This window comes from Streptomyces sp. NPDC093094, from assembly GCF_044754345.1.
Taxonomy (GTDB): Bacteria; Actinomycetota; Actinomycetes; order Streptomycetales; family Streptomycetaceae; genus Streptomyces.
The window spans coordinates 1-25202 of record NZ_JBIVOX010000020.1 but is presented as its reverse complement, the minus strand read 5'-3'; the positions used below and the strand labels follow the sequence as shown (position 1 = coordinate 25202).

Sequence of the window (25202 nt, the reverse complement as noted above, 5' to 3'; positions counted from 1 at the left end):
TCAGTCCTCCTCACGCGGCGGCGACGCGGTGCGCAGCCGGTCCAGGCGCGCGACGACCGGCCCGGCCGTGACGCCGTGCAGCACGACGGAGGCCAGCACGGTGAAGGTCACGACCGCCCACAGCTCACGCGCCGGTACGGGGAAACGGTGCTGCCCCAGGGCGTAGGCGAGGTAGTACAGCGAACCGATGCCGCGGATCCCGTACACCGCGATCACCTGGCGCTCCCGGCGTCCCAGCCTCCTGCCGAGCAGCCCGGCCCAGCCCGACAGCGGCCGGACCACCACCAGCAGCACCAGCCCGGTGACCGCGCCCCGCCACGTCAGCGCGGCGAGGCCGCCCAGCGCGACGAAGGCGCCCAGCAGGAACAGCACGACAGCGGTGAACAGCCGCTCGACCTGCTCCACGAAGTCGTGCAGAACGTTGTGGAAACCATGAGCACGCTCCGCCGCCCGGATCGAGCAGGCCGTGACGAACACGGCGAGGAAGCCGTAGCCGTGCAGCAGCTCGGTCACCCCGTACGACAGGAAGGTCGCGCCGAGGGCGACGAAGCCCTCCCGGTGCTCCGACAGCCGCAGCACCGGGGACCTGGGCCGGAAGAACAGCCAGCCCAGCGACCGGCCGATCAGCCATCCGCCCAGCAGCCCGACGGCGCACTTGAGCGCCACGTCCCGCAGGACCCACGCGCCGAGCCAGTCCGCCGACCAGCCGTTACCCGCGGCGGCCGCCAGCGCGACCGCGGCGAGGGTCAGCGGGAAGGCGAGGCCGTCGTTCAGGCCCGCCTCGCTGGTGAGGCCGAACCGCACCTCGTCCTCGTCGTGCTCGTCCTCGGTCGGCTCCCCCACCCGCACCTCCGAGGCGAGCACCGGATCGGTCGGCGCGAGGACGGCGGCCAGCAGCAGCACGGCGGCGGGCGGCCAGTCCAGCAGCCACCAGGCCGTGAGGGCGGTGAGGGCCACCGTCAGCGGCATCGTCACGCCCAGCAGCCGCCAGGTCGTGGCCCAGCGGTGCCTCCCGGGAGGCCGGTTGAGGGCCAGTCCGGCGCCCATCAGCGCGATGATCACGCAGGTCTCCGTGAAGTGCTCCGCCGCCTGGCGGTGCTCCACGGGATCGACGTCCGGCAGCGGCAGCGGCAGCAGGTACACACCGATGCCGGCCAGCAGGAACACCAGGGGCAACGACAGCGGACGGCCCGCCACCACCCGTGGCAGCACCGCCGCGAGCAGGGCACCCGCTCCCAGCCATGCGAACACCGCGTCAGCGATCGTCACCGCGCTGCGCCTCTCCCTCCGCTCGGCCTCGCTCCCGCCCCGCGTACCCCGGCACAGCCACGCACCACGCGGGAGCGGTCGTGTTTCCCCGGACACGTGCGGTTGCCCGCGGGCCGCCGCGCTCGCCGCGACCGTGCGCGGGGAGGCCGGCCGCGGCATCATCCGGGAGGAGTGGCGTACGTACCTCCCGGATGTGCCCCGTCGCAGCCCGTGCCGGGCGGGCCCGCCCGGCCGGAGGTGGCCCGGTTCAGCGGGCGGTGCGGGTGAAGACGTGCGAGCGCCCGGCCGGGGAGAAGCCGCGGCGGGCGTACCACGTGCGGGGCCAGTCGTCGGGGTCGGCGAGGAGGAAGACCAGGCCGCGGCCCGACGCGTGCCACAGCGCGGTGGCGAGGACGGTGTCGGCGTAGCCGCGCCGCCGGTGGCTGTCGGCGGTGACGAGGTCCTCGATCTGCGCGATCTCGCGGTCCGTGTCGAGATAGAGGTCGGCCCAGGAGCCGACCACGCCGCTCTCGTCCCGTACGGCGAGGAAGCGGACCTGATCGGCGCCGCGCGTGCGCGCCTCGCGGCGGTCGGCGAGCTGGCCGATCACGTCGTCGCCGGCCTGCGGCATCCAGACTCGGAGCTGCCGGAGGAGCGCGTCACGCAGCTCTGCGGGAGCGACCGTCTCGGCGGGTGGCACCGGAGCAGCGGGTGGCACCGGAGCAGCGGGGGCCGTCGCGGCAGCGGGGGCCGTCGCGGCAGCGGCCGGCACCTGTACGCCGGGCGACGGCCGGGCGGCCGGTGACCCGGCGGCCGTGGGAGGGCCGGCGTACGTGGGAGGGCCGGCGTACGTCATGACGAGTTCGCTCTCATGGCTGTAGCCGGCCGCGGCGAGAGCCGGGGCGCACGCCTCCCCGACGGTGTCGTCCAGGACCGTGATCTGCCGGTGGGGAAGGTGGCCGAGCACCTCCTCGGCCAGGTCCGGGAGCGCGGAGACGTCGGGCGTGCCGTCGACGACGAGCTGGTTGTGCTCGTGCGAGCCCCTGAACCGCGGGTCCAGGACCACCACGCCGCCGGACACCTCGAGCACGACCGCGGCCTGACGCCGGGCGAAGGACGCGCGGAAGGCCGCGATCCGCTCAAGCTCCATGGCAGACATCCGGTCACCCTAGGGGGCCAACCGCCCCAGGTCGATCGACTCGTCCGGGAGGCAGGGAACTTGAGGAACGGCGGTCCGCCGCCGCCGGGCGGGCGTTCACCCTTCCGGGCCGCCCGGCGCTGCGCCCTCCCGGGGACCGGGTGACATTGGAGACGCACAGGGCAGACGACAGGCGACAAGCGACAGAGGACAGGCGACAGGCCCCACCGGGCCGCCCCGAAAGGACCGTCAGATGAGCCGTGGCACATCGCCCCAGCCCGGGCGCCCGCCCCGCAGAACGATCGTCTGGGGCGTGTGCGCGGCCGTCACGGCCGTGCTGACCGTCACGTCGTGCAGCAGCGACGACGACGGCGGCTCCACCGCCACGCCGACCCGGAGTGCCCCCGTCACCTCGAACTTCTCCGGCGAGGCGCCCTCGGCCCTCGCCTCTCTGGCGGAGTCGAAGAAGGCGCGGGCCAGCGCCTCCGCCTCCGCCGCGGCCTCGTCCGCCTCCGTCCGCGCCTCGGAGTTCGAGGCGTCCGTGTCCGCGGACATCGAGCGCTCCCGCGCGGAGGCCCAGAAGCAGCTGAGCAAGGTCGAGGGGCGGGGCAACGCCATCGGCGACGTCTCCCTGACGGGCCTTCCGCTGAACGAGACCAACAATGTGCGCGCCTTCCTCGTCACCATCACCAACCGGACCGACGACACGGCCTCGTACGCGGTGCAGGTCGATCTCAGCGACTCCGACGGCAAGGTGGCCGAGACCGTCTTCGTGGGGGCGCAGGACCTCGGACCCGGCAAGAGGGTCCAGCGCTTCGCCATCAGCCGCAAGCCTCCCCAGCCGCCGCTGACGGCGAAGATCGCCAAGGCCCAGCGGTACTGACGCCGGCACGTCGCTCCCCCGGCCTCTCGCACGACTTCCGGAAGCTCACCCGTGATTCGGAAATCTCCTGTCTCAACCATGTACAGCTGAACTAACCGCCGGTAACTTACTCGCCGGTCACAAAGCATGTCCATGTGAGACACCGGGGGAGCCATGAATCGCAGTACCACCGTTCTGCTGTGTACCGCCCTCGTCACCGCCCTCGCCGCAGGGGCGGCACCGGCCGCGACCGCCGCACCCGCCACCGCGGACGCGCACACGGCGGCCGCCACGACCGACCCCTTCTACCGCTACGACGGCGGCAGGCCCCTGTCGTCGTACGCGCCGGGCGACGTCCTGAAGAAGCGCACACTCGACTACCACGTCCTCGGCATCCCGACACCGGTCGAGGCCGTCCAGCTGCTCTACCGTTCCACCGACGCCCAGGGCCGGCCCTCGGCGAACGTGACCACGGTGGTCCGCAGCCACCTCGGCGACGGCAGCAGGGCCGTGTCGTACCAGTCGTTCTACGACTCCCTCGACCCGGAGCACGGCCCCTCCCGGGCCATCGCGGGCGACGTCTCCTTCGGCGGTGTCATCGCGAACGCCGAGTCCCTCGTCATGGCGCCGCTCCTGCTCAAGGGCTACGACCTGATCATCCCGGACACCGAGGGCCAGAACGCCGACTTCGCGGCCGGCCCGGGGTACGGGACGAACACGCTGGACTCGATCCGCGCCGCCACGCGGGCCGCGGAGACCGGGCTGCGCACCGACACGAGGATCGGCCTGTTCGGCTACTCCGGCGGGGCCATCGCCACCAACTGGGCCGCCGCCCTGGCCCCGGCGTACGCGCCCGAGGTGAACCGGCAGCTCGTCGGCTTCGCCGAGGGCGGTCTGCTCGTCGCCCCGGCCCACAACCTCAGATATGTCGACGGCTCCCTGGTGTGGAGCGGAGTGATCCCGATGGCCCTCATCGGCGTCTCGCGCTCCTACGACATCGATCTCACGCCCTACATGAGCGCGAAGGGCCTCAAGGTCCTCGACGAGCTCGAACGCGCCTCGATCGTCGACGCGCTGGGCCGCTACCCGGGACTGACCTGGAAGGACATGGCGAAGCCCGCGTACGCGAACCCGAACTCGGTGCCCGCCTTCGTCGACGCGGTCAACAAGGTCAACCTGGGACAGGCCGCCACCCCCACCGTCCCCGGCTTCATCGGGCAGGGCGACGGGGGCTGGCTGGAGGGCACGTTCAACAGCCCCCGGGGGGTCGGGACCGGAGACGCCGTCATGGTCGCCGGGGACGTCCGGGCCCTGGCCCGCCAGTACTGCGCCACCGGCAACAAGGCCGTCCGGTACGAGCAGTACGACCTGCTCAGCCATGTCGGGGCCATGCCCTACTGGGCGCCCCGCGCGATGTCCTGGCTGGACGACCGCTTCGCGGGCGAGGCCGCCCCGAGCAGTTGCGGCAGGATCCCCGCCGGCAACTCGCTGGAGCCGGAGACGCCCACCGCCGCACGGTGACCGCGCGGGCCCGGACCGGCGCCGAGCACCGGTCCGGGCCGACCGCCGCGCTGCCGCTACGGCATGCCGGTCTTGTTGAACCCCCTGTCGAGGTAGGGGTACTGGTCGGGTACGTGGCCGTCGGCCGCGACCAGGCGGGCGATGCCGCCCTCGTCACGCCAGACCTGGCCGGTGGAGGCGAAGGAGAACCCGCCGAACTCGGGATGGACCTCGTTGGTGTAGACGCGGTAGCGCTGGCCGGGCTGGATGACCGTCCCCGCGGGGAAGGGGAAGGAGTACCCGGTGGTCTTGCACTCCACGAGCCAGCCGGTCAGGTCCTGGGGAGCGCCGCCCTGGTTGAAGATCTCCACGTATTCGTCGGCCTGCCCCTGGGCGGTGCCCAGGTAGCGCAGGTCCGAGATGATCACGTCCGGCTCGTCCAGCGTGAACATGCAGACGACCTCGGCGAAGTTGATCCCGCCCTCGGGGCTGCGGAACTGCCGGACGATCTGGCCGCCCCGCTTGAACCCGCTCAGCACCGCCCGGTACTGCTTGCCGTCGATCGTGACGGGCTGCGGGTGGATGAACTCCTGGAGGTCGACGAGGTCGTCGTCCACGGGGCTGCTGCCGGTGGTGTTGGGGGTCTCGTTGTGATGGAAGCTGAAGGTCAGGTCCGTCGTGCTCCCGTCCTCGAACATCACGTTGACGGTGAGCATGACGTCGAACTGGCTCGGGCTGACGGTGGTGGGGACGTTGCGGTGCACGAAGGTGCCGACGACGAACTCGGTGCCGTCGAGCTCGACGTCCGCCGCCGCACCGCGGAACTGGTACCCGCTCTGCGAGCCGCTGGTCCCCCACCGGACGTCGGCGGTCCCCAGCCCGGTGACGGGGGAGATGGCCGGATTCGTGGACGGGAAGACTCCGGAGGTCACTACGGTGGTCATGGTGTGCTGCTCCCGCTCTCTCAGTCCTCGTCCTCGACGACCTCGGCCTTGAGCTTGGCCGGGGGCGCCGTCCCGATCTGGGCCACGCCGTCGGTGAAGCGGCCGAGGGCCGCGCCGTCGACGGCTTCGAGGCCGCAGGTGTAGACGATGCAGTCCTTGTCGTCGGCGGTGGTGTTCAGGTGCACGTGGTACGTGAACGTCAGCGTGCGCCCGTCCGCACTCACCTTGGCCTGGACGGGAGGCAGATTGCCGCCCGTGGTCTGGTCCATGCGCTTGTACTGGGCGCCCACGATGCCGTTCCAGCGGAACCCGGTCGGGGCGGTGAACTCGTGCTCGCGTTCACCGGCGTCGACGGTCTCGCTCCAGTTGGGCGTGCGGACACAGATGTTGATGGTGGTGCCGAGGCCGCCGGGAGCGTCCTCGACCCCGCCCTCCTGCCACACCACGAGGTCCAGCTTCTGGGCGCGGCCCTGCTCGTAGCCCCAGTCGTAGCCGTTGGCGTACTGGTCCTGCTCACCGCGCCTGCCGTCGCGCGGCGGATCGGCGTGGGGCCGGCCCGCGATCGCGTCCGCGCGGCCCTGGTCCTCCCCTCGTTTGTAGGCTTCCTTCTTCGACTGCACGTCGGTGGTCATGTTCGGGTCCTCCTGGGGGTGTGGTCGCAGCGTGCGACGGAGACGGACGTCCTGCGGGCAGGCCCGGCACGGCTCACCGGACAGGATCCGGGCAGGACCCGGACAGGGTTTCGCCGTAGGGCACCGGGTGGGGGAAGAGAACGCAGGTACGTCGCCTGCGGTGTCGGACGAAGCGTTCGCGCAGGCCGGACGGCACGCACGGGGCCGTCGTCCGGGACCATCGTTAGCCCGGGTCCGCAGACGGTATGCCTCCGTTCCCCCGTTCGCGAATGCCGGATCGATTCTGCGTCGCTTGTTCGAGTGGAACGGGGGCAGAACGGGCGCACATGGAGGTGGGCACGTCCGCCCTGTACCCCCCGGCGTCCGCCCCTCGTGCCCCCTCCCTCGTGCGGGTGGAGCGTTCGCCGCGCTGCTCCTGCGGAGCCGACACCGCCGTTAGGCAGGACCGGGTTCCATGACCGCTCGGAAGGAGACACACATGCGGGAGACGAGGTCGTCGAGAGGGAAGGCGCCGGGCGCCGCCCAGGCAGGACCGCGGCGACGCCGGACGGTGACGGCATGACGGCCGGGACGACGCCCACGGCGACGGCGACGGCCCGGCGGCTGACGGCGGGAGCTCCGGAGGGGGACGCGGTCCTGACCACCGTGGCGGGCGACGGCACCGCCGGTTTCTCCGGGGACGGCGGCCCCGCGCCGGAAGGACGGCTGGCCTTCCCCGCCGACGTGGCCGTGGCGGTGGGCGGCGGCGCGGTGTTCGTCGCCGACCACGCCAACCACCGGGTCCGCAGGATCGACCCCTGCGGAACCCTCACCACCGTCGCCGGCGACGGCCTGCGGGGCTCGGCCGGGGACGGGGCGGAGGCGGTGCGGGCGCGTCTGGGCTTTCCCTCCGCTCTCGCGGCCGCCCCGGACGGAGCCGTCTACGTCGCCGACGAGATGAACCACCGGGTCCGCAGGATCGACCCCTCGGGCGCCATCGGCACGGTCGCCGGAGACGGCTCCCGGGGGGACGGCGGGAACGACGGCGACGGCGGCCCCGCCGTCCGCGCGCGGCTGGACTCCCCGTGCGCACTGGCGGCGGACGGCTCGGGGACGCTGTACGTCGGCGAGGCCGGCGGCCGCAGAGTACGCAGGATCGGCGCGGACGGCGTGATCGGCACGGTCGTCACGGCGGCCGGGCGGTCCGGGGACTCCGGCGCACCCGAGGCGGGCGAGGCGTTCCTGCCCGCGGGGCTGACCGTCGACGAGGCCGGGCGGCTGCACATCGCCGACCCCGTGGGCCGCCGGGTGCTGCTCCTGGACACGGACGGGGCACTGCGGGTCCTGTACGGCCCGCCCGACGGCACCGACGGCGCCCCGGCCGTCGACTGGAGCGCACCCTGCGCCGTGGCGGTCGACGCCCGGGGCTCCGTCTACGTCGCCGACATGAACGCCCATCGCGTGTGGCACCTGACCGACGGAACGGCCCGGGTCGTGGCAGGCCCGGATCCGGCGGGCGAGGAGACGGCCGGACCCGGCGACGCGACCGGGGACGGCATCACGACCGGGGACGGCATCACGACCGGGGACGGCATCACGGCCGGGAGTGCTGCCGCGGCGCGGTCCGGTGCTCCTGCCGCGTCCGGTGTCCCCACCGGGTCCGGTACCCCGGCGGCCGCCGGCCCGCCGGCCTACCCGTGCGGGCTCGCCGTGGATCCGGCGGGGCGGCTGCTGGTGGCGGACAACTTCCGTCACAGGATCGTGTCCCTGCCCCTCGCGCCCGCCGAGCCGGTCGACCACCCCGAGCCCGACGAGCCCGCCGAGCCCGACGAGCCCACAGAGCCCGTCGAGGCGGAACAGGACGAGGTCCGTGAACCGGACCGCGGGGCCGACAGCGCGCAGTTGCTGATCCGTCAGGAGGTCGGCGTGGAAGTCCCGCGCGGAGGCAGCGAGTTGCTCCATGTGCGGGTCTCGTCCACCGACCCGTGGGTGCCGGGCCGGGTGGAGCACCGCTTCACGGCGCCGACGGGCTTCGTCTTCGACGGCCGGGCGACCTGCGCCTACTACCGCGCGGACCGCACGGTGATCCCCGGCGGGGTGCCGGACGCGAGCGTGCGGGACGGCGGCAGATCGCTGACCGTCACCGACGAGCCCCGGCTGAACACCGCCGACCACCCTGCGGCGGCCCTGGTCTACACGCTCGGTGTCCGGGCCCCGGCGGACGCCGAGCCCGGCCGGTACACGGACGGCGGCGCGGTGATCGCGGGCCGGCCGGAGGTGCGTCTGCGGGCGAGCGTGCTCGGGGACGACGAGGACTGACGGCAACGGCCCGCGCGGCCAGGACCGGCGACAGCGGGCCACGAGAGCCCCGGCGCCTGCGGCGAGCCATCGCCGCAGGCGGTTCTTTGCGATGCCAAACCCTGAATATGCAAGTAAACGTTTCTCTGCTCCCAGGTCACCCGACTGATGCTTACGCATTGTGATGACTCGACGACTGTGAGTTAGCGTTCGGGATGTGTCCACGCCGACCCTGCCGCGGCTCGGGCCCCCGGGCCCCTTCCCGCACGCCCCGCTCACTCATCCGCTCGACCGCAAGTGGCTGCACTACGCGTTCCTGTCCCGGTGCGGCCGAGAGGCACTGATCGCCAACCTGTCCGTCCTGGGGTCCTCCAGCGGCTCCGTCCTCGCCGACCCCGGCGCCCCGGCCACTGGCCGGCGCAGCGGCACCGGCACCGCGGCCGAGGGCCAGCACATGGCGATCCTGCTCCTCTACCGGGAGGGACACGGCTGGAGCGCCACGCAGTTCAACGCCGAGCAGCCCGAGGTCCCCTGGTCCGCCTTCCGGCTGCCCCATCCGCACGGCGACGCCGGCGCGTTCCCGGTGGCCGCCCGGTCGAAGGCGCCCGCGGCCGACGTACGGCTCACCCGGACCAGCCGGCCCTGCACCTCGCAGTGCGCGCCGTTCGGCGAGGACGAGCACCTGCGCTGGCAGTCGGAGCCCGGCGTCCTGGGCACGGGCACCCTGCGGCACGGCGACGGCACGGCCACACGGACCGACCTTCTCGGCTACCACGAGCGGGTGCGCGGGCGCTGGTCCTGGCCCACGCTCGGCGGCTGGGTCTTCGGATTCGTCAACGACCCCTTCGGGCCCGCCGACGCCGCCCCGCCGTCAGCGGTGGTGTTCACCCTGATCCAGCCCGCTCACCCGCCCGACGCGGCCAACGGGTCGGTGATGCTGTGGCGCGACGGGCGCATGATCCGCCACTTCCCGCGCCGCAGTCTGCGCGTCGCCGTCAGCGGCAGCCTGGACCGCGACCGGGTCACGATCGTGCCGCCGCTGGCGGACGTCCTCGGCACCCCGCCGATGGCCTCGGTGCCCGGCCGGCTGGTGATCACCGCCCGGCTCGGCGACGACCACCTCGTGCTCGACTTCCGCTCGCACACGGCGGGCCGGATCGCCAACCCCTCGGAGACGAGCCTGCACCCGTTCAGCGTGCACGAGACGCTCGGCCCCTGCACCGTGGAGGGCCGCGTCGGCGGGCGCCCCGTCGGCTTCCGCGCCGAGGGCATCGTGGAGTTCGCCGGGGGTGCCCATGACTGACACACTGACCGCGTTCACCGGGGCCCGGCTCCTCGACGACACCGTCCGCGCCCTGTCCGACCGCGCGCCGGCCGTCCTCGCCGCGGCCGCCGACCAGCTGCGCGACATCCGGCTCGGCCTGCACTTCAACGACGGCAGCCACGCCACACTCGCCGCACGGCACAGCCGTGTCGTCGTGCACCAGGACCGCTGCCCCGACCCCGACGTCGAGGTCGTCTTCGACGACCGGGCCATGAACCTGCTGTTCGACCTCCAGCGTCCGCCCGTCGACCAGGTGCTGCCCGACAGCCTCGACGTCCGCGGGTCCCGCGACGACACCCTCGCGGTGTGGCGTGCCTTCACCCTGCTGTCCCGGCGCGCGGCCGGCCTGCGCAGCATGCAGGAACTCTGGGGCTCCTACCGCGAACAGGCACCCACCCTGTGGGGCAGCGCCGTGCCCGCCGCGCGGGAAGAGGCCGCCGACCCGGTCGGCTGGACGGCGCTGGACTACCTCGCCCGGCGCTCCCCCGAGGACGTCCCCAAGGTCCCCGAACTGATCGGCGGCACCACCGTCACGGCGCCGCGGGTGCTGTGGGACGGGCGCACCAGCGTCAGCTGGTCGCTGGAGGACACCGTCCGGGACGCGGACCTGCTGGAGACCATGCGCCGGTGCCGGGCCCGCACCAACGAGGAGATCGAACGGCTGCTGCCGGACCGTGAGCCGCGCGCCGAGCTGTACGACCTCATGCGGTCCTATCCCGCCCGGCAGGGCAAGGGCCTGCGGCCCACCCTCACGATCGCGGCCTGCGCCGCGTTCGGCGGACGCCCCGAGGACGCCGTACGCGCCGCCGCGGCGCTGGAGCTGTTCCACAACGGCTTCCTCGTGCACGACGACATCGCCGACGAGTCCACCCATCGGCGCGGCCTGCCGACCATGCACGAGGAACACGGCCTGGGCCTGGCGGTCAACGTCGGCGACGGGCTGAACCTCCTCGCCGTCGACGCGGTGCTGTCCAACCTGGAGACACTCGGCCTGGTCCGCACCCTCGGCCTCATCCACGAGGCGATCCACATGTGCCGGGAGTCCATCGAGGGCCAGGCCATGGAACTGGGCTGGATCCGGCACGAGTTCGTCCCCGAGGCCGACGACGCCTACTTCACGATGAGCACCAAGAAAACCGGCTGGTACACCTGCATGAGCCCGTGCCGGATCGGCGCGGTCTGCGCGGGCGTCACCGATCCGTCGGTGCTCGGCCGGTTCGACGAGGCGTTCCGGCTCATCGGCATCGCCTTCCAGATCCAGGACGACATCCTGAACCTGGTCGGCGAGGAGGCCCTCTACGGCAAGGAGCCGCTCGGCGACCTGCTGGAGGGCAAACGCACGGTGATGCTGATCCACCTCTTCCGCACCGCGTACGCCCACGAGCGGCCCCGCCTCCTCGACGTGCTGCGGCAGCGCCGCACCGACAAGACCCAGCAGCACGCCGAGGAACTCCTCGCCGCCATGCGCCGGCACGGGTCCATCGAGTACGCCACCGAACTCGCCGACCGGCTCGCCGCCGAAGGCATCGCCCGCTTCGAGGAAGACCTGCGGGTCATCCCCGAGAACGAGGGCAAAGCCGTCCTCCGCCAGATCGCCCACTACGTGACGTCAAGGCCACTGTGACCACCGAAACCACCACGCCCCCGCCGTCCGGCCCCGCCGCCGGCCCCCTGTCCCCCGTCGACCACCGCGCCCTCGCCTTCGTCGGCCAGGTCAACGACTGTCTGCGCCAGTGCCTGTGCACGCTCGCCCGGCACGGCGTGGCACTGCGCGGACGCGAGCCCGAACGCGCCCGTCTCCTGCTGGACACGCTCCGGCCCTGCCCCTTCTACAAGGGCGGCCAGTTCCTCTTCGACCTGATGGAGTGGGAGGACCTCATGGTCGACGGTGAGCCTCCGCCGCTGATGCCGGCCGAGCGGATCGTGTCCGCCTGCACCTTCCCCGTCCAGTGGATCGCCGCCTCCACCGCGGACGCCCCGGCTTCGGCGAAGCTGATCCCCGGCCAGCGCACCGCCACCGCGCTGGACCTCCCCCTGCGGCTGCTGGCCACCACCGCCCGTACGGCCCTCCTGGGTGCCGCGCAGGATCTCACCGACCTGCTCGGCACGCCCGCCGGCCCGGTCGCGGCCGAGACCGCCGCCGACGACGCCGGGTACGCCGTCGGCCAGGAATCCGGCCATGAGGCGGGCGAAGCCGAACTGCCGCCCCTGGAGGCGGGGTTCTACCTCTACGAGGACATCGTGCTCGGCGGCCTGGTCGTGCTCGGCCCGCTCCTGGCCGAGCACGCGCCCGCGCCCGCGGAGCCCGTGGAGCCCGCAGAGCCCGTGGAGCCCACTCCCGCCGGGACACCGCCCGCGCCCTAGCTCGCGGCGTCCCGCCCGACGGTCCCGAGCGGAACCGTCCCCCCCGAGCCCGCCACCGGCGGATCCGCCCCATGCGGACATCACCCATCCACCGAGAGGAAATCCATGGCCACGCAGACCCAGGCCCCCGTACAACCGGGGTCCGAGAACAAGCTGTACATCCTTCAGCAGGGGATCGTCGAGGACGCGCCGGGCGGGGTCCCGGCGCACCTCAGCTTCGGCATCCTCAGCACCGTCCCGGATCCGGTGAACCCCGGCGACATCACCTTCGCCCTGAAGGCGCCGACGGGCTTCGTGTTCACCAGCTGGCTCTCCTGGGCCTACCACGACGTCAACACCCTCCAGGCGAAGGGAAATCTGCAGACCACGCAGGGCACCCTCGGTGACGGGGGCCGCACCCTGACCTTCACCCAGAACCCGTACCTGGCCACCAACCAGGAAGCCCTCGGTTACGCCGCCCAGGTCACCGCCGTCGACGGCGCGACCCCGGGCCGCTACACCGACGGGCAGCTCAAGGTCGGCGCCGCCAGTCCGATCAAGCTGAAGGGCCGCGTCCTCGACCCGAACGAGGACTGACCCCGGACACCGACCGTCCGACACGGCCGGCTCCGGGGCGCACTCCCCCGGAGCCGGCTCCGCACGCGGCGGCTCGCTATAGGAAGTCCGTACTTTTGCGGCATTCGGGGGATCCCGGGAGAAGAGTGCAACCAGGACAGCCCGCCCTGCGACTTCACAGGGCAGACAGACACCCCAAGCAAGGGAGAACCGCGGTGAACGCAGCCAGCGACACGCTCGCCCCGACCGAGGACGTCTGGCCCCTCTGCGACCCGTACCTCCACGCGCCGCCGCGCGATGCGGACCGCCTCCTCGACCAGCACGACGGCAGTGACTTCCTGCTGCCTCCCCCCGACCCGAAGCAGCGTCTGAACATGCATGTCAGCCCCGCGGACCAGCGCCGGCTCGATCTGCACGCCGCACTGACCGTCCGCGGCATCGCGCCACGGCCCGGCGACCAGGACGCCATCGAGGCGATCAGCTCCCTCGGCACCGCGGTCACGGCCTCCGTGCTGCGCTGGGTCACCGACCCCGGCGGCTGAGGACCCGCTCGTCATCCCAGGTCACGGGGCGGCCGCGGACTCCGGGCGCACTGCGCCCCCAGGACGGTCGCCTCCAGGATCCGGGTGAGCTGTTCACGGAAGCGCAGGGCGTCATGGGCCCAGCGGGGCTCCTGCGCGTAGAGCTGCCGCAGGGTGGGACTGGGGCGGCCGAGCTGGTAGAGGTAGGCGGCCGTGCTCATCGCGGTGGTGAGCACGGTGCGCGCCCCTTCCGGATCCAGCCCCGCCCCCGCCGCCACCAGCGCGTCGGTCATCTCGTCGTACGCCTCGGTCGCCGCGGCCTTGTAGCTCCGCGCACGTTCGAGGCGCACCGCTCCTTCGAGGCTGAGCACGACGTGGGTGAGCAGGTCGCAGAACAGCGGCAGCCGCTCCAGCGACACGGCGAGCGCCCGGGCGACCTCGCCGGCCGTCCGTGAAGGCGCCTCCGCCAGGGCGTCGGTCAGGCCGGTGCGCCAGTCCCTCCAGCCGAGTTCGGCGAGTTCGAGGAGCAGTTCCTCGCGCGACTCGAAGTAGCGGCGCAGGGCGGAGGGATGCAGTCCGACCTGCGTGGTGACCGCCGTGAGCGTGACCTCGCGCACACCGTGCGCCAGTCCCAGCTCCGTCGCGGCCACCAGGAGGGCACGCCGCCGCTCCTGCTTGGCCTCGGCGGACCGCGCTCGCTGCCTGGGCTCGTTCACCGGGCCAGGTTAACGCAAGCACATTGACATACATCCTCTCGGGTGCTGAAGTGATAACGCACATCCATTGCGTTATCCAGGAGGAACCATGACTTCGGTCTTCTTCGTCACCGGAGCCTCACGGGGCCTGGGCCGGGCGATCACCGAGGAGGCTCTCGAAGCGGGGCACCGCGTGGTGGCGACCGCCCGCCGCGTGGGCGACCTCGACGATCTGCGTGCCCGGTACGGCGACCGTGTCCACGTCGAACCCCTCGACGTCACCGACGCCGCCGCGGCCGACGCCGCCGTGGCGAACGGGCACGCCGCTTTCGGCCGTCTGGACGTCGTCGTCAACAACGCCGGTCAGGGTGACCGGGCCGCGCTGGAGGACACCAGCCTGGAGGCGTTCCGGAGGCAGGTGGACACCAACTTCCTCGGCACCGTCCATGTGACCAGGGCCGCCGTACCCCTGCTGCGCCGGCAGGGCGGCGGCCGGATCATCCAGGTCTCCTCGCTCGGCGGCAGGATCGGCAGCCCCGGCATGACGGCCTACCAGTCCGCGAAGTGGGCCGTCGGCGGCTTCAGCGAGGCCCTGGCCGCCGAGGTCGCGCCGCTGGGCATCAAGGTCACCGTCCTGGAGCCCGGCGGCATGCGGACGGACTGGGCGGGCTCGTCCATGCGGACCCCGCCGATCAGCACGCCGTACGAGGAGACGGTCGGCGCCTCGGCGCGCGCCATGGACGGCTTCGAGAAGGTCGCCAACGGCGACCCGCGCAAGGTGGCACGTCTCGTCCTGCGGGTCGCCGCGATGGACGAGCCGCCGATGCGTCTGCTCGCCGGCAGCGACGCCTACGAGTTCGGGCGGACGGCGTGGCTGCGGCGCCTGGCGATCGACGAGGAGTGGGAGGCGCTGAGCCGGAGCACCGACGTCGACGCGTCCGACACGACCTGGCAGGACCAGCGCGGCGCGAGCGTGCCGGAGGTGAACGCCTGATCACCGGCCGGCCGGCTCATCGGCCCGCTCGCTCACCGGTCCACGCCGAGGGCCGTCCGCGTCCGGCGGGCGCGGCCGTCACCTCGCGGGCGACGCGGCTCCACTCGGCCCGGCCGCCCGGCAGGGGCCAGGCCCAGGTGGGCCGCGGGGCCGTACGCAGTTCCGCGAGGCGGCGGGCGAGAAGCGGGCCCGCGACGGCGGCACCGTCCGGGACGGCGGTGCCGTGGAGGGTGCGGAGCTGTGCGAAGCGGGCCAGTTCGGCCTCGTAGGAGTGCACCGCCCGCTCGGTGCCCGCGGCCACCTCGTCGCCCGGTGCGGTGCGATGCACATGGAGCAGCGGAGGCGCGACCGACTCGGCGATCGCGGCGGCGAGCCGTGCGTGACCGTCCAGGAGCAGATGGCAGTCCAGGCCGCTCACCCACCACAGGAGGACGGGCGGGAGCGTTCCGTCACGGGCCTGTCTGCGGTAGGCCCTGACCCGGCCGTCCGTCGCGCCGGGCACGGGGCGCAGCGGGAGGATCTCCCACGAGCCGTTGTGGACGAACCAGTCGATGTATCCGTCCGGATGACCCTCGACGAGCATGGACGTCCAGTACTCGTCCTGCGGCAGCCGTCCGTGGTTCCGGCGCAGCAGCGGGCTCTCGCGGGTGAGCAGCCATCGGCCCTCGTGCAGCGGACTTCCCGGTGAGCCGGCCAGATGCCGGGCGAAACGGTGGGCCCAGCGGTCCGGCCGTCCGGCCAGGGCCCGCGCCGTGTCGGCGCGCAGGGGCGGAACGACCGAGCGGTAGGAGTCCGTGCGCCGGAACTCTACCCCGCAGTGGTCCTCCTCGACCGCCGCGAGGAGCACGGGCCGCGACTGCTGGGTGAGGAGCAGCCGCCGTTCGGCGCTGAACAGGCACAGGCCGGGCCGGCCGCGTGACGGCACCTCCAGGGACAGCCCTGTCCATGTGCCGTCGTCCCCGGTGATGTCCGTGCGTCGCATGCCGGGACGATAGAGGGCGCGCGCGGTGACGCGCCCGGGGATTTTCCGCGGTCCTCAGAAGGCGCGGCGGACGCGGAGCCAGGGAGTGTGCCGGCCGCGGGCTCGGCGAGGATCTCCCGCACGGGCAGCAGCCGGCGTGCGGCGGCGGAGTCCCGGAAGAAGGGTCCGTCACCGGTCCCGGACGGGCCGGGGCCGAGGGCGTCCGGCCCGGACAGCGTGCCGGAGCCGTCGTCCGGGACGGGGGACGGGTGGTGCGGGCCCGTGCCACGGGGGGGGCGGGACGGCGGTCCTCCGGTGCAGGAGGCACCGGGCGTGCGACGGCCCGGGCACCGGTACGGCGGCCCGCCGGGTGCGGGCCGCCGTGGTGGTGGGACGGGCCGGGATCAGTTGCGGTTGATCACGAACTGGGAGCCGGGCTCGACACAGACGTCGCTCTCCGCCGAGTTGGTGACGGTGACGTTCGTCAGGGTCGCGCTGCCCCTGGCCCCGCCCATCGCGAGGACGCCGCAGCCGTTGACCGACTTGTCGATACGGACGTTGTCGACCTTCACGTTCGGCATGGCGCCGCCGCCGGTCTTGAACTGGATGCCGTCGTACGTCGAGTCGTGGATCTCGGTGTCCCTGATGGTGACTCCGGGGATGTCCGGGCCCTGCGCGAAGAGCGTGATGGCGCCGAACTCCTGGGCCTCGCCCCAGAACGCCCCGCCGGTGCGGTACAGGCCGTTGCCCGCGATGAGGGTCTGGCCCGAGAAGGGCAGCGGGTCGTGGTCGGTGGCCAGCATGATCCCCGGGTAGTTCATGGTGTCGGAGACCAGGTTGTTCTCGATGGTGTTGCCGTGACCGCCGTAGACCGCGATGCCGTTGGCCCGCCAGGGCAACTGGACGGTGTTGTTGCGGAAGTGGTTGTCGTGGCCGATGTCGACCGAGGTGTCCTTGACGTACTTGCTCGCCCACACGGCGAGGGCGTCGTCACCGGTGTTGCGGAACGAGGAGTTGTACACGGTCGAGTTGCGGGTGCCGTTGGCGAAGTTGACACCGTCGGCGTAGGTGTTGCGGATCCGTACGCCGTTGAACTCCAGCCCGTCGCCGGGTCCCCACAGCTCGGGGATGTTGGAGTAGTCGCGGCCGACCCAGGCGCCGACGTTGGCGTGCTCGATCCAGACGTTGGTGATCTTCGTGTCCTTGCCGAAGCGGCCGTTGAGCGCGACGCCGCCCTCGGCGTTGCCGTCGCCGCCCCGGATGGTGCCCGAGCCGAAGATGGCGATGTCGGAGATCTTGGTGTTGTCGTCGATGTCGAACCCGAAGTTGCCCTCGTGCGGGTGGTTGATGCCGCCCGCCTGGTGCGGCGGGGTCAGCGAGTACAGCTGGGAGTGCCACATGCCGGCGCCCCGGACGGTGACGTTGCGGATGCCGACCTGGTTGTACTGGCCCCGGTTCTGCGGGTCGTCGGTCAGGATCTTCTTCTCCTGCCGCCACTGGCCCGCGGGGATCCACACGCAGGGGATCGTGCCGTTCTGGTCGGCGGTGACGGCGCGCTGGATGGCGTCCGCGTCGTCGATGCCGTCGTTGGGCACGGCCCCGTACTCGGTGATGGAGACGCACTCGGCGGGCTTGGCGGCCGGAGCGGCGACCTGCTCCAGGTCGATCAGGTCGACGACGTAGTACTCGGCGTCGTCACCGGCGTCGCGCTGGAGGCGGAAGGTGGTGCCCGCCGGGTAGGTGTCGGTGAGCAGCGCGTGGGACTCGTCGAACAGCCGGCGCGCGTCCCCGCCGGGCCGGTTGGTCAGCCCCTCCGGGTCGTCGGTCGAGCCGTAGAGCCAGCTGTGCTTGGAGGACAGGGTCAGCTTGCGGACGAACCTGCCGTCCGCGTAGAGGCTGAGGGTGGCCTCGCGGCCGCCGCCGCCCGCCGCGTCGGGGATGGAGTTGCGCACGACGATCGAGTTGGACGGGGTGGTGGAGGTGAACTCCACGTACTGTCCGGTGGAGTTGAGGCGGACCGACTCGCGGCCGGAGGACTCGGTGGCGAAGTTGGTGTGGCCGAAGGTGCGCTTGGCGTCGGCCTTCAGCAGGGTGCCGTTGTACCGGCCTGCCTCCGCCTCGTACTCGGTGTACGGCACGGCCGCGCCGCGTCCGACCACGAGGGAGCGGGCGAAGACGTTGTTGTCCTCGTTGGTCTCGGCGACCGTGCCGGTGGCGTCGGCCGTCGCGGTGAGGGTGGCGCCGCCGCCGGTGGCGGTCCAGCTGCCGTCGACGGCCACGGTGACGGAGCCGCCGGCGGGGACGCTGCCGGTGGTGCCGTTCAGGGTGGTGCCGCCGACCGTCAGCCGGGTGACGGAGCCCGCGGGCACGGCGCTGGTGCCGCGGTTGCGGACGGTGACGCCGAAGGTGACCCTGGAGCCGACGGCCGGGTTGGCCGGGCTGCTGGTGATGCCGGTGACCTCCAGGTCGGGGCCGGGGGCCTGCCCGACGACCAGTCTGGTGGCGGCGTTGCGGCTGTTGTTGGTGTTGTCGAGTTCGGCGACGGTGTCGGTCGGGTCGACGACCGCGGAGACGCCGTAGCTGCCCATGGGCCGCTTGCCGACGGCGACGGGGACCGTCACCGACTCACCCGCGGCGAGCGCGCGGACGGCGGCGCTGCCCGCGACCGTGCCTTCGAGGCTGACGTTCACCGTCGTGGCGGGAGAGGCGGCGCTGCCGGTGTTGCGGACGGTGGCCTGCACGGTGACCGGGTCCGCCTCGGACGGCGAGGCCGGTGACCAGGTCAGCTCGTTGACGGTCAGGTCGGGTGCGGGTGCCGCCTGACCGAGGACCTCCAGCTCGGCGACCTGTGCGCCGCCCGCGCCGGAGTTGCCCGAGAACTGCAGCCGTATGTCGGCGTAGCGGCCGGAGACCGGGATGGTCACCGTGTTCTTGTTGCCCGACGGGCTGAACGCGTAGTCGGCCCGGTCCTTCAGCGAGGTGAAGGCGGACTCGCCCGCCCTGCGTCCGAGGACCTGGATGCTCTGGGTGCGCGGGCCCCAGATCGGGTCGGGGTTGAGCTTGACCACGACGCCCGACAGGTCGGCGTCGGCACCCAGTTGCACGGTCAGCGAGGACGACTGGCCGCCCGCCTCCCAGTAGGTGCCGGTGTTGCCGTCGTTGGCGTTGGGGGCGACGTAGTTCTGCGTGGTCGAGGTGGCCTCGACGGGCTTGCGCAGGGCGAGGTTGGTGCCCTCGACCGGCGGGTCGACCGGGCCGCCCCCGCCGTCCTCGCCGTAGACCTCCAGCTCCGACAACTGGGCTGCGTTCCAGCCCGAGTTGGAGGCGACCTGCACCCGCACGAAACGGGCGGTGGCGGCCGGCAGATCGATGTTCACCGTGTTCGCCGCGGACGGGTCGAAGCCGCGGGCCTGCCCGGCGACGAGCGTGCTGAAGGAGTTGCCGTCGGTGCTGCCGAGGACGGCCAGGGACTCGGAGCGCGCCTCCCAGCCGGTGGGCAGCTTCAGGGCGAGCCGGTCCAGCGGGACCTGGGTCCCGAGGTCGACCTGCACCCACTGCGGGAACGAGCCCGACGGGCCTTCCCAGTAGGAGGCTTGGCTTCCGTCGGTGACGTTGGAGGCCGGGTAGCCGCCGAGCGTTCCGCCGGCCGTGGCGGTCCTGCCCAGGGCGAGGTTGGTGTCCGCCGCCTCTGCCGCGGCGTGCGACGGGGCGGGGAGCAGTCCGACTGTCATCAGGCCCGCTGTCAGCAGGCCGGCTCCCAGCCGTCTGCCTGGTTGTGCGCGTCTCATGGTGACCTTTCCGCGATCCGGGGCACCGCGCACGGCCTCGCCCGTCTCCCGGATCCGGCCTCGGGCAGAGCGCGCGCGAGGGGTCGGGGCGGGGCTGACGAGTGCTCGTGCGGGAGCCCACGGAGTCTCTGGTGGGGGAACGGCGCCGTACAGCCAAATAATTGAGTGATTCTGCGATACATTTGCGCCAACAGGCAGACAGGTTTCTACCGCGTGACGTGTTTGTCAACGGTTCGGTCAAGTTCCCGACAAGCGGATGGCGCGCGACAGGTCCCCGGAAACGCCGACGGCACCGGTGTCGGAGCCGCTCGGAGCGGCGGCGACACCGGTGCCGCGGGGTGACACGGGGTCAGATGCGAAGGGGGCGGGCGCCGTTCAGGGCTTCCCGGGAAGGGGCGGTCAGCGGTTCGACGGAGGGGCCGTCGAACCGCGGACGACGAGTTCGGGCTCGAAGAGCAGCTCTCCCGGGTGCGACTGCGCCCCCTGGATCTGGGTGCACAGCAGATCGACGGCGGCGCGGCCCATCGCCTCGATGGGCTGGCGGACCGTCGACAGGGGCGGCTCGGTGCAGTTCATGAAGGCGGAGTCGTCGAAGCCGATGACCGACACGTCGGAGGGGACGGAGAGCCCCCGTCGGCGGGCGGCCCGCACCGCCCCGAGCGCGAGCGGGTCGCTGCCGCACACGATGCCGGTGACACCGCGCTCCAGGAGCCTCGCGGTGGCGGCCTGTCCGCCTTCCAGCGAGAAGATCGACCGCTCCACGAGCTCGTCGTCCCACTCCACACCGGTGGCCTTCGCCGCCATCCGCGCCGCCTCCAGCTTGCGGCGGGACGGCATGTGGTCGACGGGGCCGAGGACCAGGCCGATCCTCTCGTGCCCGAGCGAGACGAGATGGCGCCACGCCTGCTCGATGGCGACGGCGTCGTCGCAGGCGACGCACGGGAAGTCGAGCCCCTGGATGGAGGCGTTCACGAGGACGACGGGGATCTTGCGCTCGGCCAGCTGGTGGTAGTGCTCGTGCGGCGCGTCGGCCTGCGCGAAGAGACCTCCGGCGAAGATCACGCCGGAGACCTGCTGCTGGAGCAGCAGCTCGACGTAGTCCGCCTCGGAGACACCCCCTCTGGTCTGTGTGCACAGCACGGGAGTGAGCCCCTGCTGGGCGAGGGCGCCTCCGATGACCTCGGCGAACGCGGGGAAGATCGGGTTCTGGAGCTCCGGCAGCACCAGGCCCACGAGCCGGGCGCGTTCACCGCGCAGCTGGGTCGGCCGTTCGTACCCGAGAACGTCCAGGGCCGTCAGCACGGACTGACGGGTCGCCTCGGACACCCCCGGCTTGCCGTTGAGGACCCGGCTGACCGTCGCCTCGCTGACCCCCACCTTCTTCGCTACCAGAGCAAGTCGTCGCGTCATGAGTGCAAGACTATCGCAAGCCTCGCAAGAATGTTGCAGCCTGCCCTCATCCTTTCAACGTGATGTAGGCGTCTGGTTGCGCTTTCCGGTGCGCTCGTACTGCACTCGTGTTGCGCTCCGCTCCGGTGCGGCGGCCCGCGCACGGTGGAAGACCCCGGCGGCGCACTCCCCCACAGTGCGCGGCCGGGGCCGTTCCGGGAGGCGGTCCGGGGACCGCCGGGCGGGAGCCCTCGGGTCAGACCCGCAGCCACACCGCCGTGTCCCGCGGCAGCAGACCCCGGGCGTCCAGGGGGCCGCTGGACAGCAGCACCCTCTCGTGCGACGGGAGGTCCACGGCCTCGGCCGAGAGGTTCACGACACAGATCAGGCCGTTCTCGCGGCTGAAGGCGAGGACGCCGTCCGGCGCGGGCAGCCAGGTGAGGGGGCCGTCACCGAAGCCGGCCTCGGCGCGCCGCAGTTCCAGGGCCGTGCGGTAGAGCGCGAGCATCGACGTGGGGTCGGCGCTCTGCCGGTCGACGGCGTGGCGGGCCCAGTCGGCGGGCTGCGGCAGCCAGGTCTGCGTGCCGGCCGCGGTGCCGAAGCCGTACGAGGGCGCGTCGGCCTCCCATGGCAGCGGGACGCGGCAGCCGTCACGGCCGGGGTCGATGCCGCCGGAGCGGAAGTGCATCGGGTCCTCGATGCGGTCGAGCGGGATGTCGGCCTCCGGCAGGCCCAGTTCCTCGCCCTGGTAGAGGTACACCGAGCCGGGCAGCGCCAGCGTCAGCAGCGCCGCCGCGCGGGCCCGGCGGGTGCCCAGCTCCAGGTCGGCGGGCGTGCCGAAGCGCTTCTTGGCGAACTCGAAGGACGTGTCCTCACGCCCGTAGCGGGTGACCGTGCGGGTGACGTCGTGGTTGCACAGCACCCAGGTGGCGGGGGCCTGCACGGGGGCGTGCTCGGCGAGGGTGTCGTCGATGGTGGCGCGCAGCCGCTGGGCGTCCCAGGGGCAGACGAGGAAGTTGAAGTTGAAGGCGGTGTGGAGCTCGTCGGGGCGCAGATAGCGGGCGAAGCGCTCGGCGTCCGGGAGCCAGACCTCGCCGACGAAGACGGCGCCGTACTCGTCCGCGATGGCCCGCCAGGCGCGGTAGACGTCGTGGATCTCGTCCTGGTCGATGTACGGGTGCGGGTCGACGCCCTCGACGAAGTCGCGCAGTTCGGGGTCCTTGGTGAGCAGCGCGGCGGAGTCGATGCGGACGCCGGCGACGCCGCGCTCGAACCAGAAGCGCAGGACGTCCTCGTGCTCGCGGCGCACGTCGGGGTGCGACCAGTTCAGGTCGGGCTGCTCGGGGGTGAAGAGGTGGAGGTACCACTCGCCGTCGGGGACCCGGGTCCAGGTGTTCCCGGAGAACTGGGAGGGCCAGTCGTTGGGCGGGAGTTCGCCGTGCTCGCCGCGGCCGGGCCGGAAGTGGAAGCGCTCCCGCTCCGGGCTGCCGGGGCCCGCCGCGAGGGCGGCCCTGAACCAGGCGTGCTGGTCGGAGACATGGTTGGGGACGATGTCGACGATGACGCGCAGACCGAGTTCGGCGGCTTCGGCGATGAGCTTCTCGGCCTCGTCGAGGGTGCCGAAGGCGGGGTCGATGGCGCGGTAGTCGGCCACGTCGTAGCCGCCGTCGACCATCGGGGAGGCGTACCAGGGGGTGAACCAGAGGGCGTCCACGCCGAGTTCGGCGAGGTGGGACAGTCTCGCCCGGACGCCTGCGAGGTCACCGGTGCCGTCGCCGTCGCCGTCTGCGAAGCTGCGCGGGTAGACCTGGTAGATGACGGCGTCGCGCCACCAGTCGGTGGTGCGGGACGAGTTGGGGGCTGCCACGTGACTGTCCTTTCGGGCAGGGAGGGGTTCTTCGCCGCCGCCCCTGTGCTGCGGGGCGACGGAAGGAGCGGCGGCGAAGGCTGGGGGACGAGCGGCGGGGCGTGACGGGAAGGGCGTCAGCCCTTGAGTCCGCCCGCGGTCAGACCGCTCATGATGTTGCGCTGGAAGACCAGGAAGATCAGCAGGGTCGGCAGTGAGGCGATGGTGAGCGCGGCGATCAGCACGTTCACCGGTACGCCGTTGGAGAGCGAGTAGATGCCGACGTTGAGGGTCTGCTTCGAGGGGTCGGGCAGGGTGAGCATCGGCCACAGGAAGTCCTTCCACACCCCCACCACCGCGAAGATCGACACGACGCCGAGGATGGGCCGGGAGATCGGCAGGACGATCGACCACAGGATGCGCAGCGGGCTCGCGCCGTCCATGGAGGCGGCGTCCAGGAGTTCCTTCGGGATGGAGTCGAAGAACCGCTTGAGCAGGAAGATGTTGAAGGCGTTGGTCACCGACGGCAGCCAGATCGCCCACGGGGTGTTCAGCAGGTTGCGCTCCACCACCGGCACGTCCAGGACGGTCAGGTACTGGGGCACGACGAGCACGGTCGCCGGGATCATCAGCGTGGCCAGCATCATGCCGAGGACGGCCTTGCCGAAGATCGGCCGCAGCTTGGACAGCGAGTACGCGGCCGCCACGTCGAGGACCAGCTGGAAGGCCAGCGCGCCGAAGGCGTAGTAGAGGGTGTTGAACAGGAGGGAGGACAGGTCCATGACCTCCCAGGCGCGGCTGTAGTTGTCGGGCTCGAAGGTCTTGGGCACCAGGGTCGGCGGGGTCTGGATCACTTCCTGGGGATCCTTGAAGCCGCTGGACACCAGCCAGTACATCGGGCCGAGGAACGCCAGGGTGAAGAGGACGACGACCAGGCCGAAGACGAACCAGTAGAGCCTTCGGCCGCGCGGCCTGGCGAGTACGGCGGGCGAGATGAGTGTGCGTGTGGACATGCTGGTCTCCCCGGTCCTACTCGTCCTCGGCGCGGCTGAGCTTCACGTACGCGGCGGAGAATCCGGCGAGCAGTACGAGGAGCATCAGACCGAGGGCCGCGGCGGCGCCGTAGTTGTTGAAGTTGAAGGCGTACTGGTAGATGAGGTAGACGACCGTGGTGGTCGAGCCCTCGGGGCCGGCGCCGCCGGTGAGCAGGAAGGGTTCGACGAAGACCTGCATGGTGGCGATGACCTGCATGAGCAGCATCAGCGACAGGATGAGGCGGGTCTGCGGGATGGTGACGTGCCAGATCTTGCGCCACAGGCTCGCGCCGTCCAGCTCGGCCGCCTCGTACAGCTCGCCCGGGATGCCCTGGAGCGCGGCGAGGTAGATGAGGGTGGCGCCGCCCATGTTCATCCAGGTCGAGGCCAGCACGACGGAGAGCATGGACAGGTCGGGGTCCTGCAGCCATTGCTGTTCGGGCAGGTGCAGGAAGCTGAACAGCTCGTTGAGCAGGCCGTATCCGGGGTCGTAGAGGTACTTGAAGAGCAGGACCGAGGCGACCGGCGGCAGCATGACGGGCAGGTAGACCAGCAGGCGGAGGTAGCCCTGGCCGTGCTGGAACTCGTTGATCACGATCGCCACGACGAAGGGCACCGCGAAACCGAAGATCAGTGCCAGCACCGTGAACAGGAGGGTGTTGCGCCATGCCTGCCAGAAGGCGGGGTCGTTGAAGACGGTGGTGAGGTTGTCCAGGCCCACCCAGGTGGTCTGTCCGCTCTCGGTCTTCTGGAAGGCGAGGAAGAACTCCCGGATCATCGGATACCAGGAGAACACCATGAAACACAGCACGGCTCCGATGAGGAAGCCGTGGGCCGTCAGGTTGCGCTTGAGGCTCTTGGCGAAGTGGCCACCGGGGGCCGTGGGGGCCGTCTTGTGCGGCTTGGAGTGGCGGGGAGGTCCCGCCTTGCTCGGGGTCAGGCTCGGGGCCGACATCGTCGCTCCTTGGTACTGGACTGCCGTTTCTGCTGCCGGGCGGGGCGGGGCGGCCTGGTGCCGGCCGCCCCGCCCGGTCGGGTCACTGGTTGGCCAGGACCTGGTTGACCTGTGACTCGGCCGTGTCCAGGAGCTTGTCGATGTCGGCGTCCTCGTTGGTCAGGATGCCCGACAT

Annotated in this window: 20 protein-coding genes; 9 read left to right on the top strand and 11 right to left on the bottom strand. The window is 72.1% G+C overall.

Translation table 11 applies throughout. The annotated features are described in order from the left end of the window. A complete protein-coding gene (locus tag ACIQGV_RS32365) occupies positions 1-1269 on the bottom strand; it encodes a cation:proton antiporter (RefSeq protein WP_402500899.1) in 1269 nt (422 codons plus the stop codon). Between the two features lie 247 nt (positions 1270-1516). Continuing rightward, positions 1517-2407: a GNAT family N-acetyltransferase gene (locus tag ACIQGV_RS32360; RefSeq protein WP_402500896.1), complete on the bottom strand. Its 891-nt coding sequence runs from the start codon at positions 2405-2407 to the stop codon at positions 1517-1519. A gap of 232 nt (positions 2408-2639) precedes the next feature. Here ACIQGV_RS32360 and ACIQGV_RS32355 point away from each other — a divergent pair, with 232 nt between their 5' ends. After that, a complete protein-coding gene (locus ACIQGV_RS32355; protein ID WP_402500894.1) occupies positions 2640-3269 on the top strand; it encodes a hypothetical protein in 630 nt (209 codons plus the stop codon). A 153-nt stretch (positions 3270-3422) separates the two neighbouring features. Next, on the top strand, positions 3423-4769 hold the full coding sequence (locus ACIQGV_RS32350; protein WP_402500891.1) for a lipase family protein: 1347 nt from the start codon (positions 3423-3425) through the stop codon (positions 4767-4769). 56 nt (positions 4770-4825) lie between these two features. On the opposite strand, the gene ACIQGV_RS32345 is transcribed toward ACIQGV_RS32350, so the two are convergent. Next, positions 4826-5692, bottom strand: coding sequence for a choice-of-anchor K domain-containing protein (locus ACIQGV_RS32345; RefSeq protein ID WP_402500888.1), 867 nt, complete (start codon positions 5690-5692; stop codon positions 4826-4828). Between the two features lie 20 nt (positions 5693-5712). After that, positions 5713-6324 carry a hypothetical protein gene (locus tag ACIQGV_RS32340; protein WP_402500886.1) on the bottom strand — a complete coding sequence of 204 codons (612 nt, stop codon included), beginning with the start codon at positions 6322-6324 and terminating at the stop codon, positions 5713-5715. A gap of 558 nt (positions 6325-6882) precedes the next feature. Here ACIQGV_RS32340 and ACIQGV_RS32335 point away from each other — a divergent pair. The 6 genes from ACIQGV_RS32335 to ACIQGV_RS32310 all read left to right on the top strand — a co-directional run bounded on the left by ACIQGV_RS32335 (position 6883) and on the right by ACIQGV_RS32310 (position 13386). Beyond that, entirely contained in the window at positions 6883-8622 is a 1740-nt protein-coding gene (locus ACIQGV_RS32335; RefSeq protein ID WP_402500883.1) for a serine/threonine protein kinase, read from the top strand. A gap of 196 nt (positions 8623-8818) precedes the next feature. Continuing rightward, on the top strand, positions 8819-9904 hold the full coding sequence (locus ACIQGV_RS32330; protein WP_402500880.1) for a hypothetical protein: 1086 nt from the start codon (positions 8819-8821) through the stop codon (positions 9902-9904). Next, the gene (locus tag ACIQGV_RS32325) at positions 9897-11549 is read left to right on the top strand and encodes a polyprenyl synthetase family protein (protein WP_402500878.1); all 1653 of its coding nucleotides are present in this window, start codon (positions 9897-9899) and stop codon (positions 11547-11549) included. The genes ACIQGV_RS32330 and ACIQGV_RS32325 overlap by 8 nt, the downstream gene beginning before the upstream one ends. Then, positions 11546-12289, top strand: a complete 744-nt coding sequence (locus tag ACIQGV_RS32320; RefSeq protein ID WP_402500875.1) for a hypothetical protein — start codon at positions 11546-11548, stop codon at positions 12287-12289. Before ACIQGV_RS32325 ends, ACIQGV_RS32320 begins: the two co-directional genes overlap by 4 nt. A 105-nt stretch (positions 12290-12394) precedes the next feature. Continuing rightward, positions 12395-12865, top strand: coding sequence for a hypothetical protein (locus ACIQGV_RS32315; RefSeq protein ID WP_402500872.1), 471 nt, complete (start codon positions 12395-12397; stop codon positions 12863-12865). 194 nt (positions 12866-13059) lie between these two features. Beyond that, on the top strand, positions 13060-13386 hold the full coding sequence (locus ACIQGV_RS32310) for a hypothetical protein (RefSeq protein WP_402500871.1): 327 nt from the start codon (positions 13060-13062) through the stop codon (positions 13384-13386). A gap of 11 nt (positions 13387-13397) precedes the next feature. Here ACIQGV_RS32310 and ACIQGV_RS32305 read toward each other — a convergent pair whose 3' ends face one another. After that, positions 13398-14081: a TetR family transcriptional regulator gene (locus ACIQGV_RS32305; RefSeq protein WP_402500868.1), complete on the bottom strand. Its 684-nt coding sequence runs from the start codon at positions 14079-14081 to the stop codon at positions 13398-13400. Positions 14082-14169: 88 nt separating this feature from the next. Here ACIQGV_RS32305 and ACIQGV_RS32300 point away from each other — a divergent pair, with 88 nt between their 5' ends. After that, the gene (locus tag ACIQGV_RS32300; RefSeq protein WP_402500866.1) at positions 14170-15054 is read left to right on the top strand and encodes an SDR family NAD(P)-dependent oxidoreductase; all 885 of its coding nucleotides are present in this window, start codon (positions 14170-14172) and stop codon (positions 15052-15054) included. Positions 15055-15070: 16 nt separating this feature from the next. Here the strand turns inward: ACIQGV_RS32300 and ACIQGV_RS32295 are convergent, their stop codons facing one another. The 6 genes from ACIQGV_RS32295 to ACIQGV_RS32270 form a co-directional block, all read right to left on the bottom strand. Further along, complete coding sequence (locus ACIQGV_RS32295; RefSeq protein WP_402500864.1) at positions 15071-16036, bottom strand: hypothetical protein; 966 nt, start codon at positions 16034-16036, stop codon at positions 15071-15073. Positions 16037-16419: 383 nt separating this feature from the next. Further along, positions 16420-19803: a CARDB domain-containing protein gene (locus ACIQGV_RS32290; protein WP_402500861.1), complete on the bottom strand. Its 3384-nt coding sequence runs from the start codon at positions 19801-19803 to the stop codon at positions 16420-16422. A 399-nt stretch (positions 19804-20202) separates the two neighbouring features. Next, positions 20203-21213 (bottom strand): LacI family DNA-binding transcriptional regulator, encoded by a 1011-nt coding sequence (locus tag ACIQGV_RS32285; protein ID WP_402500859.1) that lies wholly within the window; start codon positions 21211-21213, stop codon positions 20203-20205. A 235-nt stretch (positions 21214-21448) separates the two neighbouring features. Then, positions 21449-23059 carry a glycoside hydrolase family 13 protein gene (locus ACIQGV_RS32280; RefSeq protein ID WP_402500857.1) on the bottom strand — a complete coding sequence of 537 codons (1611 nt, stop codon included), beginning with the start codon at positions 23057-23059 and terminating at the stop codon, positions 21449-21451. Positions 23060-23175: 116 nt separating this feature from the next. Then, positions 23176-24051, bottom strand: a complete 876-nt coding sequence (locus ACIQGV_RS32275; RefSeq protein ID WP_402500855.1) for a carbohydrate ABC transporter permease — start codon at positions 24049-24051, stop codon at positions 23176-23178. A 16-nt stretch (positions 24052-24067) separates the two neighbouring features. Further along, entirely contained in the window at positions 24068-25027 is a 960-nt protein-coding gene (locus ACIQGV_RS32270) for a carbohydrate ABC transporter permease (RefSeq protein ID WP_402500852.1), read from the bottom strand. Positions 25028-25202: the final 175 nt, after the last annotated feature.

Excerpts from the sequence above, each read along its gene's own strand:
- ACIQGV_RS32360 (WP_402500896.1), bottom strand. The coding sequence starts at position 2,407 with ATGTCTGCCATGGAGCTTGAGCGGATCGCGGCCTTCCGCGCGTCCTTC.
- ACIQGV_RS32355 (WP_402500894.1), top strand. The coding sequence starts at position 2,640 with ATGAGCCGTGGCACATCGCCCCAGCCCGGGCGCCCGCCCCGCAGAACG.
- ACIQGV_RS32350 (WP_402500891.1), top strand. The coding sequence starts at position 3,423 with ATGAATCGCAGTACCACCGTTCTGCTGTGTACCGCCCTCGTCACCGCC.
- ACIQGV_RS32345 (WP_402500888.1), bottom strand. The coding sequence starts at position 5,692 with ATGACCACCGTAGTGACCTCCGGAGTCTTCCCGTCCACGAATCCGGCC.
- ACIQGV_RS32340 (WP_402500886.1), bottom strand. The coding sequence starts at position 6,324 with ATGACCACCGACGTGCAGTCGAAGAAGGAAGCCTACAAACGAGGGGAG.
- ACIQGV_RS32335 (WP_402500883.1), top strand. The coding sequence starts at position 6,883 with ATGACGGCCGGGACGACGCCCACGGCGACGGCGACGGCCCGGCGGCTG.
- ACIQGV_RS32325 (WP_402500878.1), top strand. The coding sequence starts at position 9,897 with ATGACTGACACACTGACCGCGTTCACCGGGGCCCGGCTCCTCGACGAC.
- ACIQGV_RS32315 (WP_402500872.1), top strand. The coding sequence starts at position 12,395 with ATGGCCACGCAGACCCAGGCCCCCGTACAACCGGGGTCCGAGAACAAG.
- ACIQGV_RS32300 (WP_402500866.1), top strand. The coding sequence starts at position 14,170 with ATGACTTCGGTCTTCTTCGTCACCGGAGCCTCACGGGGCCTGGGCCGG.
- ACIQGV_RS32295 (WP_402500864.1), bottom strand. The coding sequence starts at position 16,036 with ATGCGACGCACGGACATCACCGGGGACGACGGCACATGGACAGGGCTG.
- ACIQGV_RS32290 (WP_402500861.1), bottom strand. The coding sequence starts at position 19,803 with ATGAGACGCGCACAACCAGGCAGACGGCTGGGAGCCGGCCTGCTGACA.
- ACIQGV_RS32285 (WP_402500859.1), bottom strand. The coding sequence starts at position 21,213 with ATGACGCGACGACTTGCTCTGGTAGCGAAGAAGGTGGGGGTCAGCGAG.
- ACIQGV_RS32275 (WP_402500855.1), bottom strand. The coding sequence starts at position 24,051 with ATGTCCACACGCACACTCATCTCGCCCGCCGTACTCGCCAGGCCGCGC.
- ACIQGV_RS32270 (WP_402500852.1), bottom strand. The coding sequence starts at position 25,027 with ATGTCGGCCCCGAGCCTGACCCCGAGCAAGGCGGGACCTCCCCGCCAC.